The sequence below is a fragment of the Legionella geestiana genome, assembly GCF_004571195.1.
GTDB lineage: Bacteria > Pseudomonadota > Gammaproteobacteria > Legionellales > Legionellaceae > Legionella_B > Legionella_B geestiana.
In genome coordinates, this window is sequence record NZ_CP038271.1 from 974,982 (window position 1) to 991,711 (window position 16,730).

Consider the following 16,730-nt stretch of genomic DNA (forward strand, 5'->3'; position numbering starts at 1 on the left):
CCCAACATCCCATCATTCAGGCAATTGCAGAAATGCGGCCAGCCGGTCATGGCTGTCAAATACCGCAAACGCACCGGCAGCACGCAAATCCGCCTCCTGCAGGTGATAAAAATCCATGCCGATACTGTCCACCCCAAGGCTTGCCGCCATCAGGATATCATTCACGCTGTCACCCACCATCAGGGTTTCGCCCGGGGATACCGCGAATGCATCCATGAGTTCCTGCAGCATGTCGGGAGCGGGCTTCTGAGCCGTAGTGCTCGCGGAACGAACTTCGGTAAAAACACCAGAGAGTCCGGCATTCTGGATGGCACGCATCAACGACTGCTGCCCCTTATTGCTCGCGATGGCAAGAAATACCCCGGTATGCTGCAGACGCGCCAGCAGTTCGCGCGCGCCCGGAAAGAGACACACCTCCGCCCCCCGGGTATTAAGCTGATACTGAACAGCCTCAAGCAGCTGCTCCTGCTGATGGAGGCTTAGACCCGGAAAAACCCGGCGCAGAGCCGCCACAAGGCCAAGACCCGCACACTGGCGCGCATGCGCCATGTCCATATCGCCGAGTCCAAGGCTGCGGGCGACACAGGCCACCGTGTTAAGTGTCTCACCGAGCGTATCGGCAAGCGTGCCTTCCCAGTCAAAGACCACCAGCCGGCGGGAATTACCCATGACGTGCCTCACTCTTCTGGCGCAGTTTTTCCAGCAGCGCGTTAAAGTGTTTGTCCAATTCAGCCTCAAATCTGAGGGTTTTGTCGGAAAGGGTAAATCGAATCGCGCTCGCATGCAAACATAACCGTGTGTAAACTTCTCCACACAGCGGGAAGGCTTCAGGGTCACCATAGCGCGTATCACCAACCAGCGGATGCCCGATATGGGCTGCGTGTACGCGAATCTGGTGGGTGCGCCCGGTAAGCGGGCTCGCCTCAACAAGGCAGGCATCGGCAAAATTTTCAAGCAGACGAAATACCGTGCGGGAAGGTTTGCCGCTTTCAGAAACGCTGACATGCCGCTCACCCTGACAGCGGGTGTTTTTTTCAAGTGCGACATTCACGGTTCGCGTGAGGCTCCCCGTCCAGCGACCGTTTAGCAGCGCCAGATAGGTTTTCTGTACCTCGCGTGCCGCAAGGGATGCCTGCAGTGCGCGAAGAGCACTGCGCCGTTTCGCAATCAGAAGACAGCCGGAGGTCTCTCGGTCCAGCCGGTGAACAAGCTCGAGATAATCTGAGTCTGTACGCATGGCGCGCAGCGCCTCAATCACGCCAAAACTGAGGCCACTGCCCCCATGCACGGCAAGGCCCGCGGGCTTATTCAGCACGATAAGATGGGAATCTTCGTGAATAATCGCGTCATGAAGGCGTCGCGAAAGGCCCTCCCCCACCATGGGCTTCGCGCCTTCCGTTGACGACATGCGCACCGGCGGGATGCGCACGCAGTCGCCGGCCTGCAGCTTTGTAAGCGGTTTCGCGCGTTTGCGGTTAACCCGCACTTCACCGGCGCGAATGATGCGGTAAATGCAGCTCTTTGGAACTCCCTTGAGTAATCGCATTAAATAATTGTCAAGGCGTTGCTGTGCCTCGGCGGGTGTGACTTCAACCAGTCGTACTTCATTCATTAGAAAAATATCCGGGCCTGTTTACGGCACTGCAGTTTTTTTGATAACATGACCTCGTGCGAATTTTAAAAACGCGCACAAACGAATTATAACGCATAATCGACTAAAAGGGTGTGATGTCACGCCCGGAATTAAACAACGAACACGACGCGCTTCCGCCCGAAGCAATGACACAAGGAAGCAACCCGGTACCGGAGTTACGCAGAGACGAACTCAACCCAGATACCTACGCATGCGAGCGCATCATGACGAGGCGCGCCCAGCAAAAGCAGGCACCATGCGTACGGTCTGTATATGGCACCGCGGTACATGCATAAAGATTCCGCCTCCTCGCCCTGCGGGGAATGGATTGCCTTTCACTGTCCTTGACACCAGGTCCGTTGCGCGCCTTTTTATAGGGTAACCATATGGAACGCATGCTTATCAATGCGACACAGCAAGAAGAAATTCGTGTCGCTCTCGTTAAAAATAACAATTATCTTTACGACCTCGACATTGAATACCCGTTTGAAGTCAAGAAAAAAGGTAACATTTATAAAGCGGTTGTCACCCGCTGCGAACCAAGCCTTGATGCTGTTTTTGTCGAATACGGCTCCAAACGTCAGGGATTTCTTCCACTCAAGGAAATTGCACCCGAATACCTGAGCAGTCGCGCAAATATTGACGGCGACGAACATCAGCCTATCAACAAGCTCATCCGCGAAGGCCAGGACCTCCTTATCCAGGTCGAAAAAGAAGAGCGCGGCAATAAAGGCGCGGCGCTGACAACCTTTATTACGCTTGCCGGCTGCTACCTGGTGCTGATGCCCAATAATCCACGTTCCGGGGGGATTTCCCGCCGCATTGAAGGCGATGAACGGGATGAGCTGCGTGAAACGCTCAACGCACTGACTCTGCCAGATGGCATGGGATTGATTATCCGCACCGCCGGTGTGGGCAAAAACCAGGAAGAACTCCAGGCGGACCTCGACATGCTCTGCCATCAGTGGCAATCCATTCAGCAAGCCTGCAACACCCAGCTCGCGCCCTGCCTGATTCACCAGGAAGGTGATGTGATTATGCGCTCCATCCGCGATAACCTGCGCAAATCCATCGGTGAAATCATCATCGATGACCACGTGGCCTATATTCGCGCGAAGCAGTACATTGAGCAGGTCAAGCCTGACTTTCTGCCGCACCTGAAGCTTTACAACAGCTCTATTCCCCTTTTCAACTTTTACCAGATTGAAAGCCAGATTGAAACGGCCTACCAGCGTGAAGTCCCACTGCCTTCCGGTGGCGCACTGGTAATTGACCGCACGGAAGCGCTGGTATCCATCGATATCAACTCGGCGCGCGCAACAGGTGGCTCTGATATTGAATCCACGGCACTCAATACCAACCTTGAGGCTGCTGATGAAATTGCAAGGCAGCTGCGTCTTCGTGACCTCGGTGGTCTCGTGGTAATCGATTTTATCGACATGAGCTCAACCAAAAACAAAAACGATGTTGAAAACCGCCTTAAAGAGGCACTGCAGGCCGACAGAGCCCGCATCCAGGTCGGTCGCATTTCCCGCTTTGGCCTGCTCGAGATGTCACGCCAACGACTGCGTCTGTCGCTTGGAGAGTCCGCTCAGGAAATCTGTCCGCGCTGTGAAGGTCGTGGTACTGTTCGCAACATCCCTTCTCACGGATTGTCCATTATCCGTCTGATTGAAGAAGAAGCCCTGAAGGACAAAACGGCTGAAATTCAGGTGCAGCTGCCGGTGGAAATGGCGACGTTTCTTATCAACGAAAAGCGGGATTTTCTGCGCAACATCGAGAAACGCCACAATGTCCATGTCCTGATTCTGCCAAATCCGCACATGCAGACACCGCAGTATGTGATAACGCGCCTGAAAGAAGATAACGTTGGCAAGAGCAAAAAGCCCAGCTATTCAATGATTCAGGAACCTGAGCTGAATATCGTTCGCGCAGACGCGGAAGTTACGCGGGATGAGCCAGCCGTGAAGGGATTTGCGCCGACCCGCACAGGCGCAGGAGAATCCGTAGGGTTGATTCGTCGCATCTGGAACGCGCTGTTTGCTGAAAGTACATCGAGCGAACCCGTAGAAACAGAAAGCGTACCGCAGAAAACGGCCGCACCCGCTTCTGGCAATCGCAACAATTCCCGTAGTCAGGGAGAGAGGCGCCAGCAGCAGGGTCAGCAGCGGCGTCGCCGTCCGTCTACCGGTAGCGGCGGCGGCCAGCAGAGTGGCGGCAGCAATAACCCTCAGCAGGCCAACCGTCAGCAAGGCGGCGGTCAACAGCAGGGTAACCGTCGTCGCCCTCAAGGCCAGGGCGCAAACGCATCTGCGGCCCAATCCAATCCCCAAAACGCACCGCGCACGGCCAACAACCCGCAGCGCGGTGGTGGCGAGAATACCCGCAAGCGCGAGCCTGTGCAGAAAGATTCTGCAGAGGGTTAATGCGCTTTTGCACGTAACAGGAACAATAGCGGTTTTTACGATGTCACGGCAAAACCGCTATTGATTAAACGTAGCGCCGTAGCGGGACAGGATGCACGAAAATACATCCGTCCTTTGGGGATGCCTGATGCCGGGCTTCGCGCTGCTCAGCCCAGCCTACAAAAAATCAATAAATACAATAGTTTATTTAAAAAAACCGTAGCCTGCGCTGATAAGCGCGGGATAGGATGCGCGAAAAAAACATCCGGTCAACGGCGATATCCGATGCCAGGCTTCGTGGCACTCAGCCCAGCCTAAAAAAACCATGAGTTACAATGTCTTACGCGAATCACCGCTCTTTAAGTCGGGTGGCAACCGGTTGCACACCAATTCCAGGGTTAATGCCACAGGCTTCAAGGAGTTGCAGCAGGTTGTTGCCTTTCTTGCTCAAACGACGAATACAATAGGCTTCGAGGTAACTGTTTAGCACAAACGCATATTCGGGCAACTGGAGGATAGCTAAAATTTTCTCCGCGCGTTCAAGGTGATGCGGGTTGGCACTGTTGCACGACTGGAACAATACCGCACCAAGCATGGTGGCAAGGCTTGCCTTACGCGCTGGCGTTGCGTGGTAAAAACGCTGAATACATTCATCGAGCGCCCTGTCACAATCCCACGCTTCCCAGGCAACATCCAGTTCAAGCACCTGTGCGGTATTGACTGACTCTCCTGCCTGAAGATTTTGCATGGCAAGGGCCGTTGGAAACACCGCGCGCATGTTCGCCCAGGAACAGTTACCGGTTATCTGTGAGGGAATTGGCAACGTTGCGACTTTCTGAAGCCCCAGTATCTGATTAATGCGCTCATGGAAAAAACGGCGCGGTTGCTTTTTAAAAAGAAAAGTCTCGAGAAATTCAACCGTTAACTGCGACTCACGCGTTATCCGATAAATGTTCACACTGCCTTCGAGCAGGCTGTTTTCACCGCGATCGATTTTAGCCCACCAACTCCCCATGCGCACAAAACCCATGGCATGACCACGGCTTGCGGCAGGAAGCACTAGAAGCGGGGCCTCGAGAAACATCTTCAGCTGACGCCTGTGCTCCGGGCGTCGCTCAGGCAGATGCTGCAGTTTTAAGAGCGATGCCGCAAGGGAAAATCCATCCATGACCGCATGTACGCTCGGAAAAAAATCACGCAAATGACGCGTGGCATAACTGCTCGCAAAACGGCGCAGTGAATCGTGAATAATTTCTACGGTAAATTCGAGTATGAATCCCTCGTAATCCACTTCCACAAACTCGCCATCGGCATTAACGATGTCCACATCGCCTTCCAGCTCAAAGCGGTGCCCAAGCAATTTGGCGTTAATAAAATCCATGGCAAAATCAAGGCGTGCACCATGCTGGTATAAAAGCTGTTTAATAGCGGTCTGGCCGCGCAAAATGGGATATACCAGCACACTCATGCCGGCGTATGTGCTTGCGTTAGGGTTGGCACCTGATTTCAAAAGCAGACGACACGTTTTTAAGTCGTTATTATCGACCGCCCAGTGCAGCGCCGTTCGACCGGTAACATCAGGCTTGTTGATGGCAACACCGCGCTCTAAAAGGGCTGCAGTAATCTCTGGGCGGCGCATCAGCACCGACTCAATGAGCGGCGTAAAACCAAACTCATCAATATCATCGAGGGTGTTACCCTCCCTCAGCCACAGGTTAAAATCCGGCATGCGTCCATGAATAATATCGCTGGCGATGCTCTTCATGAATTATTGTCCCGGAGGTTTAGGTGCAGTTGAAAATTTTGGCATATTGCCAAGCCTGAGCTGTTTTTCCATTTCCTGCTCCCGGAGCTCATTATCATACTTAAGACGCGCTTCCGTATTGAGCGGAGGCTCAGGATTCACCGAGGGGTCAATGCCATCAAAGCGCTGGCTGTCGAGTGCGGGATGCTGCAAAATGCTATTCTGCAGCTCACCTTCAGGGGCGACATCCGGTCGCTCGGCATGGTCACGTGCATGCACCCGCGAAATGCGCCGAAGCTCGCGCTGCTCAATTTCGCGGTGTTTGCGATACATCTCAGGACTCTCATCCACCAGAAACGATTCGCGGGAAGGGAGCGTATCTGGAGGCTCACCGACGCCAGGAAGGCCTGAGGGTTTACGCTTTTCTACATCCATAGTTCAAAGTATATACATTAATGCGGGGCTTCGGCAACTGTTTGCGCTTCTGCCACCGCATATGCCGTTTGCGGCTTCGATATGTCTAGAGATACTCTCGTATCAGAATTTCAGCAATCTGCACCGCATTGGTGGCAGCACCCTTGCGGATATTGTCAGCAACCACCCAAAGATTCAGTCCGCAGGGGTGCGAGATATCTTCACGGATGCGTCCGACAAAAACGGCGTCCTTACCTGTTGCATGGGTAATGGCCGTGGGATAAAAGCCCTGCTCTGTATCATCCACCACCACGACTCCGGGTGCTTTTGCCAGCAATGCGCGGGCATCCGCTGCAGAGAGGGGCGCACGAAGCTCTACGTGTATGGCTTCCGAGTGCCCATACAGCACCGGCACACGCACGGCAGTTGGATTTACCTGAATGGTATCGTCTTCAAAAATCTTGCGGGTTTCACGTACCATTTTCATTTCTTCGCGCGTGTAACCATTGTCTTCAAACACGTCAATGTGGGGCAATACGTTAAACGCAATCTGCTGAGGATAGACAGATGACTCAACGGGTCTGCCGTTCAGGAGATTGCCCACCTGGTCGACAAGCTCCGTGATGGCGCGCTTGCCGGTACCGGAAACTGACTGGTAAGTCGCCACGTTGATACGCGCGATGCCTGCCGCATCCAAAAGCGGCTTCAGTGCGACCACCATCTGAATGGTCGAGCAGTTAGGGTTCGCAATAATGCCGCGATGCGTAAAATCTGCGATGCGCTCGGGATTCACTTCCGGCACTACCAGTGGAATGTCGGGGTCGTTACGAAAGCAGGACGTATTATCAATGACGACGCTGCCGGCAGCCGCTGCAATGGGCGCGAACTCACGGGAAACCTCACCACCTGCTGAAAAAAGCGATATATCAGCCAGACTGAAATCAAATGTGGCGATATCCAGTACCTCCAGCTCCTTTCCTTTGAAAGTGACCGTTTTATCCGTTGAGCGGTGGCTTGCAAGCGGATAGAGCGTTTCTACCGGGAAATTGCGCTCTTCAAGAACGGCGAGCAGGGTTTCTCCAACAGCACCGGTAGCGCCTGCCACCGCAACAGTGTATTGATTTTTCATCTCGATTGCCTCTCATTGATTCCATGGTGGCACACACATCGGCGCATGCGCCTGAAGATTTTGTGCCTTATGCTGCAGATAACTGTCCATCACCACCAGCGCCATCATGGCTTCTGCAATTGGTACCGCGCGAATGCCAACGCACGGGTCATGCCGCCCTTTAGTAACGACCGTAGTCGCCTCGCCGGACGTATTAATCGTATTCCCAGGCGTCGTAATGCTTGAAGTGGGTTTCAGCGCCATGCTGACTATGAGCGTCTGACCGGTTGAAATGCCGCCAAGAATACCTCCGGCGTGATTTGTGCTAAAGCCTTGTGGCGTGATTTCATCACGGTGTACGCTTCCTCTCTGGCACACTACCTCAAAACCATCTCCAATTTCAACGGCCTTCACCGCATTAATAGACATCATGGCGGCGGCAAGTGCCGCATCGAGCTTACCAAACACCGGGTTACCGATGCCTGTCGGCACCTTGTGCGCAAGGACGTTAACCCGTGCGCCAATCGAATCCCCTTCCCGCCGCAGCAGGTCAATCGCGCTCGCAAGCTCCGCGTGCTGGTGCGTATTCGGGCAGAAGAAGGGATTATTAGCCGATTCCTTAACATCGTCCACCTGAAGCACGATATCGCCCATCTGTGCAAGATAACCGATAATTTCAACGCCAAGGTTTCGCTGAAGCCAGAGGCGTGCAATCGCGCCGGCCGCGACCCGGGCTGCCGTTTCACGAGCCGAGGAACGCCCGCCGCCACGCCAGTCGCGATGCCCGTATTTATAATGATACGTAAAATCGGCATGCCCTGGACGAAACAATGTTTTCAGCGCGTCATAGTCTGAAGAACGTGTATCACCATTTTCAATCAGGAGCGCAATCGGCGCACCGGTAGTTTTACCTTCAAACACCCCCGACAGCATGCGAACACTGTCAGTTTCACGGCGCTGCGTGGTATGACGGGACTGACCTGGCTTTCGTCTGTCAAGGAAAGGCTGAATATCTGCTTCAGACAAAGGCATTCCCGGCGGGCAGCCATCCACGACACACCCAATCGCCTCGCCATGGCTTTCACCAAAGGTGGTGACGGTAAACAGTGTGCCAAAGGTATTGCCGGCCATGCCTCATCCCCCAAACGCATCGATTAGTTGTTCTCGGGTCAGGAGGAAAACCCCCTGCCCCCCGCGCTCGCATTCAAGCCAGGTAAAGGGCAAATGAGGGAAGGCCTCAATAAGAGCCTCTTCGCTGTTGCCGACTTCCACCACAAGAATGCCGTTTGGCGCCAGATAGTCATGCGCGCGTGCAAGCAGCTTTTCTACCACCGCAAGGCCATTATTGGCCGCTTCGAGCGCAAGCACGGGCTCTCGGAGATACTCTTCTGGTAGCGTCTCCATTTCTTCACGCCCTACATATGGCGGATTGCTGATGATAATGTCGTAATGTTTTTGCGGAATATTCGTCCAGCAGTCAGACGCAATCAGACAGAGCTGCTCTTCGCAACCATGACGCTCCTGGTTAATAGCCGCCACGGCCAGTGCATCCTCAGAAATATCGGCCGCATCGACGTGTGCATTGGGAAAAGCATAACAACAGGCGATGGCAAGGCAGGCGCTGCCCGTGCACATGTCAAGTACTTCGTGCACCGCATCTTCATCAACAAAAGGTGAAAACCGGCGCTCAATCCACTCCCCAATAGGCGAGCGGGGGATAAGTACCCGCTCATCCACATAAAAAGGCAGACCACAAAAGAGTGCCTCCCGAACCAGATAGGGGACCGGCACATGATCTTCAATGCGTGCGGCAAGCTGGCGGGAAAGGTGCGTTTTTTCCGCATCCGTGAGCCTGCCCTGCCACAGCAAAGGGTTAGTATCGAGGGGCAGCGACAGACTTTTGAGTATGAGTGTTAGGATATCATCCCAGGCATTGTCAGTACCATGACCGTAATAAAGGTCGCTCGCATTGGCCCTGGAATACCCAAACCGTAAAAAATCAAGTACGGTTTTGAGCGATGTGGATGCAGATGCTACAGATTCCGACATGAGACACTCTCATTTCCCAAAAAATCTCATTATACGTAAAAGTCATGGCGCTGTCTGCGCTATACTTGCAGTATCCCCCTTAAGACCTGTGACCAGTAGTGACTGATAACCGACTGAGTGATGAAGACCGGGCACTGTTCCGAAATTTCCTGAAAAAACCCGGCATTATCCCCTGCAAGGATGGCACGTCAGGAGAGGCTGCTCGACCCGGCGTTTCGCTGGCGCGAGCGGTTACGCTTTTGCTTTCAAGCCATTATCTTGAAACAGTCGGCCCTGAGACGATTCTTATGTGGCATGCGCAAGATTTCCCCAGCCGCCGACTGCGTGAGCTGCGCCAGGGGCTTATTCACTATCAAATGTGCCTTGATTTGCATGGCCTGCAGATGGATGGGGCGCGCCAGAAGCTTTTGGAAACCATTGATGAAGCCTGCCTTAAGGGCGTGCGCTGTCTGCTGGTCGTTCATGGCAAGGGCGGACGCACTGCCGATGCGCCGGTACTTAAAAACCTCGTTAACCACTGGCTGAAGCAAATCCCTCACATACTGGCCTTTCACAGTGCCCCTCCCCGCAGCGGCGGTGCGGGAGCGGTTCTCGTACTCCTGCGAAATACCGCTGACAGTTGAATTTTCGCACACAAACCCGTACCATTCCCCGAAATTAAGCGGAACTTAGAGAGCCATGAATCCCAAAACCATCATCATCGGCATATCCGGGCCGTCTGCCTCCGGTAAAAGTCTGCTGGCCCATACCATCGTCCGCGAACTGGGCTCAGAGCAGGTCGCTGTCATTGCGGAAGATGCTTATTATAAAGACAACAGCCACCTGCCCTTTGCTGACAGGGAAAAAATCAACTATGACCATCCCGATGCGTTTGATCACGAACTCCTTCACGAGCATCTAACCCGCATCCAACAGGGGTTTGCTGTTGATATTCCGACCTATTCACACTCAGAGCATCGGCGTCTTCCTGAGACCCGTCGCGTAGGTCCGCATGCCATCATCGTACTGGAAGGCATCCTCCTTTTTTCAGACCGCGCTCTGCGCGAGCTGATGGACGTGCGTATTTTTATGTCTACACCCCTGGATGTCTGTCTGGTTCGCCGACTCACACGCGATGTGGTCGAGCGCCAGCGCAGCTTTGAGTCCGTATTACACCAGTATGAAACTACTGTGCGTCCAATGTATCTGCAGTTTATTGAGCCATCAAGCCGACATGCAGATCTTATCGTGCCGCGCGGAGGTGAAAATCGGATTGCCATTGATATGATTAAGGCCAAAATGCGCGAAATGCTTGCGCAAATCGACAGGAGTAACTGATATGGGATTTTTAACCGGTAAACGCGCCCTGATTGTCGGGCTTGCCAGTAACCGATCTATTGCCTATGGCATTGCCAAAGCGTTCCACGAGCAGGGTGCGGAACTCGCCTTCACGTGGCAAAATGAAAAACTCCAAAGCCGTGTTGAGACTATGGCTGCAGAATTCGGCTCAAGTCTCACGTTTCGTTGTGATGTTGCCAGTGATGAGGAAATTGCGGCAGTTTTTAGCAGCCTTGGCAAGCATTGGAACACCCTCGATATCCTCGTGCATTCAGTGGCTTTTGCTCCGGCCGATCAGATTGCCGGAGATTATATCGAACACGCTACACGTGAAGGCTTTCGCATGGCCCATGATATCAGTGCCTACAGCCTCGTAGCACTTTCCAAAGCTGCCCTGCCCATGATGATGGATACCCAGGGTTCCGTCCTGACGCTCAGCTATTATGGCGCGGAAAAAGCCGTACCCAACTATAACGTCATGGGCATTGCCAAAGCGAGCCTTGAGGCAAGCGTGCGTTATCTCGCAGCAAGCCTTGGGCCACGTGGCATTCGTATTAACGCAATTTCAGCGGGCCCCATCAAAACGCTGGCTGCCGCCGGTATCAAGGATTTTCGTAAGATTCAAACCGCTTATGCCTCCATGACACCGCTCGGGCGCAATGTGACAGCAGATGAAGTAGGAACAACTGCCGCATTCCTGTGTTCAAACCTTGCTTCAGGTATTACAGGGGAAGTCGTGCACGTGGATGCCGGGTATCACGCCGTTTCCAGCATGAAAATCGAAGAATAACAAGTATTTCTGTGTAACATCCAGCGCTTATATCGGCAGGATGTTACACAGAAGCGACTCAGTATCGCTCTTACATAAACCGCACAATTTTCGCTTTAGCCATTAAACCATTGACATACAAATCGTAATCCATGACACCGTAATTGGCTTCAATCTGCTGCTCAATGCTGTCGCGCTGTTCTTTATCAAGCGCGGCCAGCTTGCCATTGTTTATGTGCTTCAGCTCAACCACGACAAAGTCACCGTTTTCAAGCATACGCCCATCACGTGCTTCGGCACGGGGCAGGCTGAAGGCAAGGTCGTTAATGGCAGCGTCTGCATTTTCACCGTCACGGGTAACGGCTGTAGCCGTTTCCCATTTCAGCTGATTGGCTTCAAGAATTTCGCCTTGTTTCTCGCCATCGGCTTTGGCGGATAAAAAGACGAGTCCCAGCTCGCGCGCCCGAGATCGTGCCTTTTCAAGCGCAAGAATGTCTGCAACCTGTGTGCGCACTTCTGAAAGTGGGCGGATGGTTTCTGGAATATGCTTTTTCACGCGCAACACAATAACAGTGTTGGCATCGAGCTGCACCGGTTCACTGTTGTTGCCCAAATCCAGCACGTCATGACTGAATGCCGCGTTAACGACCTGCCGGTTGGCGACAATTCCCTTACCATTCTTTTCATCGCGCGAGAAAGCCGGCGCGGTCTGGACGGTGAGCTTAAGGGCCTGTGCCGCCGGCTCCAGAGAATCTGGCGACTGGTAGGTTAAATCAGTAAGCTGCTCGAGGGTCTTAGCAAAGCCTGCCTGAGCCATTTCAGCCGTAAGCTGGTCGCGAATCTCTTTTTGAACGGCGCTGAACGCTCGAGTAGACGCAGGTTTATAGGCGACAAGCCTGAAGATTTCGTAACCATTTTTAGTTTTTTGCGGCGCGGATATCTGGCCTGGCTCAACGAGTTTTGCGAGAGCCTTCTCAAAGCCGGTTTGTCCGGCGGTTATCCAGGGAAGTACTCCGCCTTTAGCAATGGAGAGTTTGTCATCGGAGGTGGTTTTCACCCAGTACTCAAACTGCTCTGGATTATTTTTCAGCGCCTGCCAGGCATCTTCGGCTTTCTGGCGCACAGCGGCACGTGTGGCTGCATCGGCATCACTGGGGAACGCGAAAAGAATGTGTGCGACTTTCCAGCGTGCGGGCGTCAGGTAATTGCTGCGGTTTTCTTCGTAGTAGCGTTTGACCTGTTCGTCATCGACATGAATGGCATTACGAATGGCCGGCACGGAAAGTGTGACATACTCGACCTGAACCTGTTCAGGCGCAACAAAGGCCTTTTGGTTTTTCTCATACCACGCAGCAACTTCGGCATCGGTAATGGACGATTTATCAATAAAATGGGCTGCCGGTACGCGCAGGTAGGTATAATCTCGTGTCTGCATGTAGAGCTTCACAAAGCGTTTCAGCTCAGAGGGCAGTGCAAATGACGTTCCCATAAATGCAAAGCGCTGCTGATTCAGCAGCATGCCCTGACGCACCTCGCTCTGAAAGGATTCGGGGGTAAAGAGTGCGCCACTCAGTGCGGTTTGGAAACGTTCGGGAGAAAATTTGCCGTCCTGCTGGAATTGCGGAATATTGACGATAGCTGCATTCGCCTGTTCAGGACTTACCGCAAAGCCTTGAGCTTTCGCGGCCTGAAGGGTCACCATGTTGCTGATGGCATCATTCAGAACCTGTGCCTTGAGCGTCTTTTCAGCAGCGGCGGTCATTTGATCGACATCGCTCTGCTGGCGCGCACGCCGCCAGGCAATCTCGAAGGATTGTTTCGTGAAGGGCTCGCCGTTGACTTCAGCCGCCGCATCCGATACCTGGCGCGATTGCATGTAATAATCTACGCCAAACAGGGTAAACGTTACCGCTATCAGTCCAATTACAATCCAGGCAACCAGCCCCTGAATTCGCTCGTTCAGCTTCTGCAGCATATCTGGAATTCCATGGTTGTGTCAGAGCGTGTCGGCTTATGACATCGCAGTACACGCCCTAAAGTTTGTAAAAATACCGCCTTAACGGGCTTTATGCAGGCAGGCCCTTTAACGGTTGTAGTGGCGCAAACACGCTTGAACTCATCCTGAGGCTCTCAGAAAACATCCCTGTACTCTGATGGTTTGCACCTCATAACCGTTATAGAAACGCAGGCATGCAGGCCTGTTAATTGAGGCGGGAACTCCTGTAAAAAATACCATTCGCAGGTTAAAAAAAACGCGCCCTGCGGCGCGCTTAAAATGGCGGAGTGGACGGGGCTCGAACCCGCGACCCCCGGCGTGACAGGCCGGTATTCTGACCAACTGAACTACCACTCCAAACTTGGTGGGTGCTGCAGGGATCGAACCTGCGACCCTCGCCTTGTAAGGGCGATGCTCTCCCAGCTGAGCTAAGCACCCGAAAATCTTATCCCTGTACTGCGTCTTTCAATACTTTACCAGCTCTGAACTTTGGCACACGGCTCGGTTTGATTTTAATCTCTTCGCCGGTTCGTGGGTTGCGGCCAGTTCGTCCGGCACGGTGACCTACATCAAACGTTCCGAAACCTGGCAGTGACACAGGTGTGCCGCTTTTCAGTGCATGGACAACTTGCTCCATGAATGAATGCAGCGCTTTACCAGCTGCCACCTTGCTGATGCCTGCAGCTTCAGCAATTCCCTCTACCAATTCAGTTTTGTTCATTATGTACCCTCTGCAGTTATTTATCTTAACCCGAATATGATTTAATCAGAGCACCATAATCCAGTCAAGCCGACACATCCCTGAATGTCCCGCCCCTGGCGGGCAACGGAGTGAACTATACTCTGGATTAATGTGCGTGTAAATCCTTATTTTCAGTTTTTTTTACATCTTCTGCAGAAACTCCTGAAACAGCTTCTTTGGCGGCTTTTTCAACCCATGGACTGCGCTGTAAAGCCAGCTCCATGACCTGTTCAATGGTTTTTACGGGGTGCACTTTTATCTTCCTGAGAACGTTGTCTGGTATTTCTTCAAGGTCTTTCTCGTTCTCATCCGGAATAATCACATGCTTGATGCCGCCCCGGTGCGCGGCAAGGAGTTTCTCCTTTAATCCCCCTATCGGCAGAACCTGGCCACGCAGAGTGATTTCTCCAGTCATGGCTACATCAGCGCGCACAGGAATTTGCGTCAGCACCGAGATAAGTGCGGTACACATGCCAATGCCGGCACTTGGACCGTCTTTCGGCGTGGCCCCTTCAGGCACATGAATGTGGAAATCATTTTTATCGTAAAAATCATCCGAGAGCCCCAGTGACTTTGCGCGGCTGCGAACAACGGTCATCGCGGCATGAATGGACTCCTGCATCACTTCGCCAAGCTGCCCTGTATGCGTGACCTTGCCCTTTCCAGGCATCAGTGTCGCCTCGATGGTCAGAAGCTCACCTCCGACGCTGGTCCATGCCAGCCCCGTAACCTGGCCCACCTGGTCAAAGGTTTCAGCAAGCCCGTAGCGGTACTTCTTCACACCAAGGTATTTTTCGATGTTTCCGCTCGTTACCATGCATTTTTTCAAGCGTTTACTGGTCAGAATATCCTTGACCACTTTCCTGCAGATGGCGGAAATTTCCCGGTCAAGGTTTCGAACCCCCGCTTCGCGCGTGTAATGGCGTACAATTTCTCGTACCGCGCTCTCACTGATACTGAGTTCGTCTTTTTTAAGACCATTCTGCGCCTGCTGTTTGGGCACCAGATACGTTTCAGCGATGTTGATTTTTTCATCTTCTGTGTAACCTGCAAGGCGAATCACCTCCATTCGGTCCAAAAGTGGTGCCGGGATTTCAAGCGAGTTTGCCGTAGCGATGAACATCACGTCACTGAGGTCGTAATCAACTTCAAGATAATGATCGTTAAAAGTGTGGTTTTGCTCGGGATCTAGCACTTCAAGCAATGCAGATGCCGGGTCGCCTCGAAAATCCATGGCCATTTTATCCACTTCATCAAGCATGATAAGTGGATTCTTCACTCCGGCCTTGCACAGTTTTTGTATGATTTTTCCGGGCATGGAACCAATATAGGTGCGCCGATGACCGCGAATTTCTGCCTCATCACGCACACCCCCAAGAGCGATACGGATAAAAGTGCGCCCTGTGGCGTTGGCGATGGACTGGCCAAGTGAGGTTTTACCTACCCCCGGTGGTCCAACCAGACATAAAATGGGGCCTTTCAGGCGTTTAACGCGCTGTTGAACCGCAAGGTATTCTAAAATACGCTCTTTAACTTTCTCAAGGCCGTAGTGATCTTTATCAAGCAGCTTTTCTGCTTTCAAGAGGTCAAACTGAATGCGATTTTTCTTTTTCCAGGGAACGCTTAACATCCAGTCGAGATAATTACGGATAACCGTTGCCTCAGCAGACATGGGGGGCATCATTTTAAGTTTTTGCAATTCGCCCCTGGCCTTTTCCATGGCCTCTTTCGACATGCCCGCTTTTTCAATAGAACGTTCCAGCTGCTCAATCTCATTGCCTTCCTCGCCCATTTCACCGAGCTCTTTCTGGATGGCTTTCATCTGTTCGTTGAGGTAATACTCACGCTGGCTTTTTTCCATCTGCCGCTTCACACGCCCGCGCACACGTTTTTCTACGTGCAGAAGGTCGATTTCGTTCTCAACGGCGGCCATCAGACGCTCAAGGCGCGTTCCAACGTCAAGCGTCTCAAGCAGATCCTGCTTGTCATCGACTTTAAGGCTTAAATGTGCAGCGATGGTGTCGGCAAGCCGCCCCGGCTCTTCAATGCCTGAGAGCGCGTTCAGCACTTCTGGCGGTATCTTCTTATTGAGTTTGATGTACTGCTCGAACTGAGACATCAGCGAACGCATGAGAATGTCAATTTCCTGCGTTTTGAGTGCGTCACTGACTTCTTCAAGCGGGGCAGTAACCGCTTCCATGAAACCGGATGCCGTATCAAATGATACCGCTCGCGCACGCTGCTCGCCCTCAACCAGCACTTTAACCGTGCCGTCCGGCAGTTTCAAAAGCTGCAGGACGGTTGAGATGGTTCCCATGGTGAATACATCCGCAGGAGCCGGGTCGTCATTCGCAGATTTTCGCTGGGCTACCAGAAAAATCTGTTTGTTATCGACCATTGCCGCTTCCAACGCCTTGACGGATTTCTCACGCCCTACAAACAAGGGAATAACCATGTGCGGATAAACAACTACATCCCGCAATGGGAGTACCGGCATTACCGTACCTGTTTCCTGTATGTTCGTCATGGTTGTCCTTTTTTGTTACTCTCTAG

The 16,730-nt window shown here is 52.8% G+C and carries 13 protein-coding genes, 2 tRNA genes and 1 pseudogene; 4 read left to right on the top strand and 12 right to left on the bottom strand.

The genetic code is table 11. From position 1 onward, the window contains the following. Nucleotides 1-12: 12 nt before the first annotated feature. Together E4T54_RS04260 and E4T54_RS04265 are read right to left on the bottom strand one after the other, a co-directional pair. Nucleotides 13-669, bottom strand: a complete 657-nt coding sequence (locus E4T54_RS04260; protein ID WP_028386096.1) for an HAD family hydrolase — start codon at nt 667-669, stop codon at nt 13-15. Then, nucleotides 662-1,612 carry an RluA family pseudouridine synthase gene (locus tag E4T54_RS04265; protein WP_028386097.1) on the bottom strand — a complete coding sequence of 317 codons (951 nt, stop codon included), beginning with the start codon at nt 1,610-1,612 and terminating at the stop codon, nt 662-664. The genes E4T54_RS04260 and E4T54_RS04265 overlap by 8 nt, the downstream gene beginning before the upstream one ends. A 407-nt stretch (nt 1,613-2,019) precedes the next feature. On the opposite strand from E4T54_RS04265, the gene E4T54_RS04270 reads away from it, so the two are divergent. Next, nucleotides 2,020-4,059: an Rne/Rng family ribonuclease gene (locus tag E4T54_RS04270; protein WP_051550841.1), complete on the top strand. Its 2,040-nt coding sequence runs from the start codon at nt 2,020-2,022 to the stop codon at nt 4,057-4,059. Nucleotides 4,060-4,387: 328 nt separating this feature from the next. Here the strand turns inward: E4T54_RS04270 and ankH are convergent, their stop codons facing one another. The 5 genes and pseudogenes from ankH to prmB all read right to left on the bottom strand — a co-directional run bounded on the left by ankH (nt 4,388) and on the right by prmB (nt 9,353). Then, nucleotides 4,388-5,803 (bottom strand): Dot/Icm T4SS effector AnkH/LegA3, encoded by a 1,416-nt coding sequence (gene ankH, locus E4T54_RS04275; RefSeq protein WP_028386099.1) that lies wholly within the window; start codon nt 5,801-5,803, stop codon nt 4,388-4,390. 3 nt (nt 5,804-5,806) lie between these two features. Next, nucleotides 5,807-6,172 (bottom strand): annotated as a pseudogene (locus tag E4T54_RS04280) (Smr/MutS family protein); the annotation flags it as partial. 130 nt (nt 6,173-6,302) lie between these two features. After that, nucleotides 6,303-7,325, bottom strand: coding sequence for an aspartate-semialdehyde dehydrogenase (locus tag E4T54_RS04285; protein ID WP_028386100.1), 1,023 nt, complete (start codon nt 7,323-7,325; stop codon nt 6,303-6,305). Between the two features lie 12 nt (nt 7,326-7,337). After that, entirely contained in the window at nt 7,338-8,435 is a 1,098-nt protein-coding gene (gene aroC / locus E4T54_RS04290; protein WP_028386101.1) for a chorismate synthase, read from the bottom strand. Between the two features lie 3 nt (nt 8,436-8,438). After that, nucleotides 8,439-9,353 (bottom strand): 50S ribosomal protein L3 N(5)-glutamine methyltransferase, encoded by a 915-nt coding sequence (prmB, locus tag E4T54_RS04295; RefSeq protein WP_028386102.1) that lies wholly within the window; start codon nt 9,351-9,353, stop codon nt 8,439-8,441. A gap of 98 nt (nt 9,354-9,451) precedes the next feature. Here prmB and E4T54_RS04300 point away from each other — a divergent pair, with 98 nt between their 5' ends. Genes E4T54_RS04300 through E4T54_RS04310 form a run of 3 tightly spaced genes read left to right on the top strand, consistent with a single transcriptional unit; the run spans nt 9,452 to nt 11,460 of the window. Then, a complete protein-coding gene (locus E4T54_RS04300; RefSeq protein ID WP_028386103.1) occupies nt 9,452-9,976 on the top strand; it encodes a Smr/MutS family protein in 525 nt (174 codons plus the stop codon). Between the two features lie 55 nt (nt 9,977-10,031). Further along, nucleotides 10,032-10,670, top strand: coding sequence for a uridine kinase (udk, locus tag E4T54_RS04305; RefSeq protein WP_028386104.1), 639 nt, complete (start codon nt 10,032-10,034; stop codon nt 10,668-10,670). Between the two features lies 1 nt (nt 10,671). Next, nucleotides 10,672-11,460 (top strand): enoyl-ACP reductase FabI, encoded by a 789-nt coding sequence (locus E4T54_RS04310; protein ID WP_028386105.1) that lies wholly within the window; start codon nt 10,672-10,674, stop codon nt 11,458-11,460. Between the two features lie 70 nt (nt 11,461-11,530). On the opposite strand, the gene E4T54_RS04315 is transcribed toward E4T54_RS04310, so the two are convergent. The 5 genes from E4T54_RS04315 to lon form a co-directional block, all read right to left on the bottom strand. Next, complete coding sequence (locus tag E4T54_RS04315; protein ID WP_028386106.1) at nt 11,531-13,414, bottom strand: SurA N-terminal domain-containing protein; 1,884 nt, start codon at nt 13,412-13,414, stop codon at nt 11,531-11,533. A 301-nt stretch (nt 13,415-13,715) separates the two neighbouring features. Next, nucleotides 13,716-13,792 (bottom strand) — tRNA-Asp (locus E4T54_RS04320). Between the two features lie 5 nt (nt 13,793-13,797). Further along, nucleotides 13,798-13,873, bottom strand: a tRNA-Val gene (locus E4T54_RS04325). A gap of 7 nt (nt 13,874-13,880) precedes the next feature. Then, nucleotides 13,881-14,156, bottom strand: a complete 276-nt coding sequence (locus E4T54_RS04330; protein WP_028386107.1) for an HU family DNA-binding protein — start codon at nt 14,154-14,156, stop codon at nt 13,881-13,883. A gap of 127 nt (nt 14,157-14,283) precedes the next feature. Beyond that, on the bottom strand, nt 14,284-16,704 hold the full coding sequence (lon, locus tag E4T54_RS04335) for an endopeptidase La (RefSeq protein ID WP_028386108.1): 2,421 nt from the start codon (nt 16,702-16,704) through the stop codon (nt 14,284-14,286). Nucleotides 16,705-16,730 lie beyond the last annotated feature (26 nt).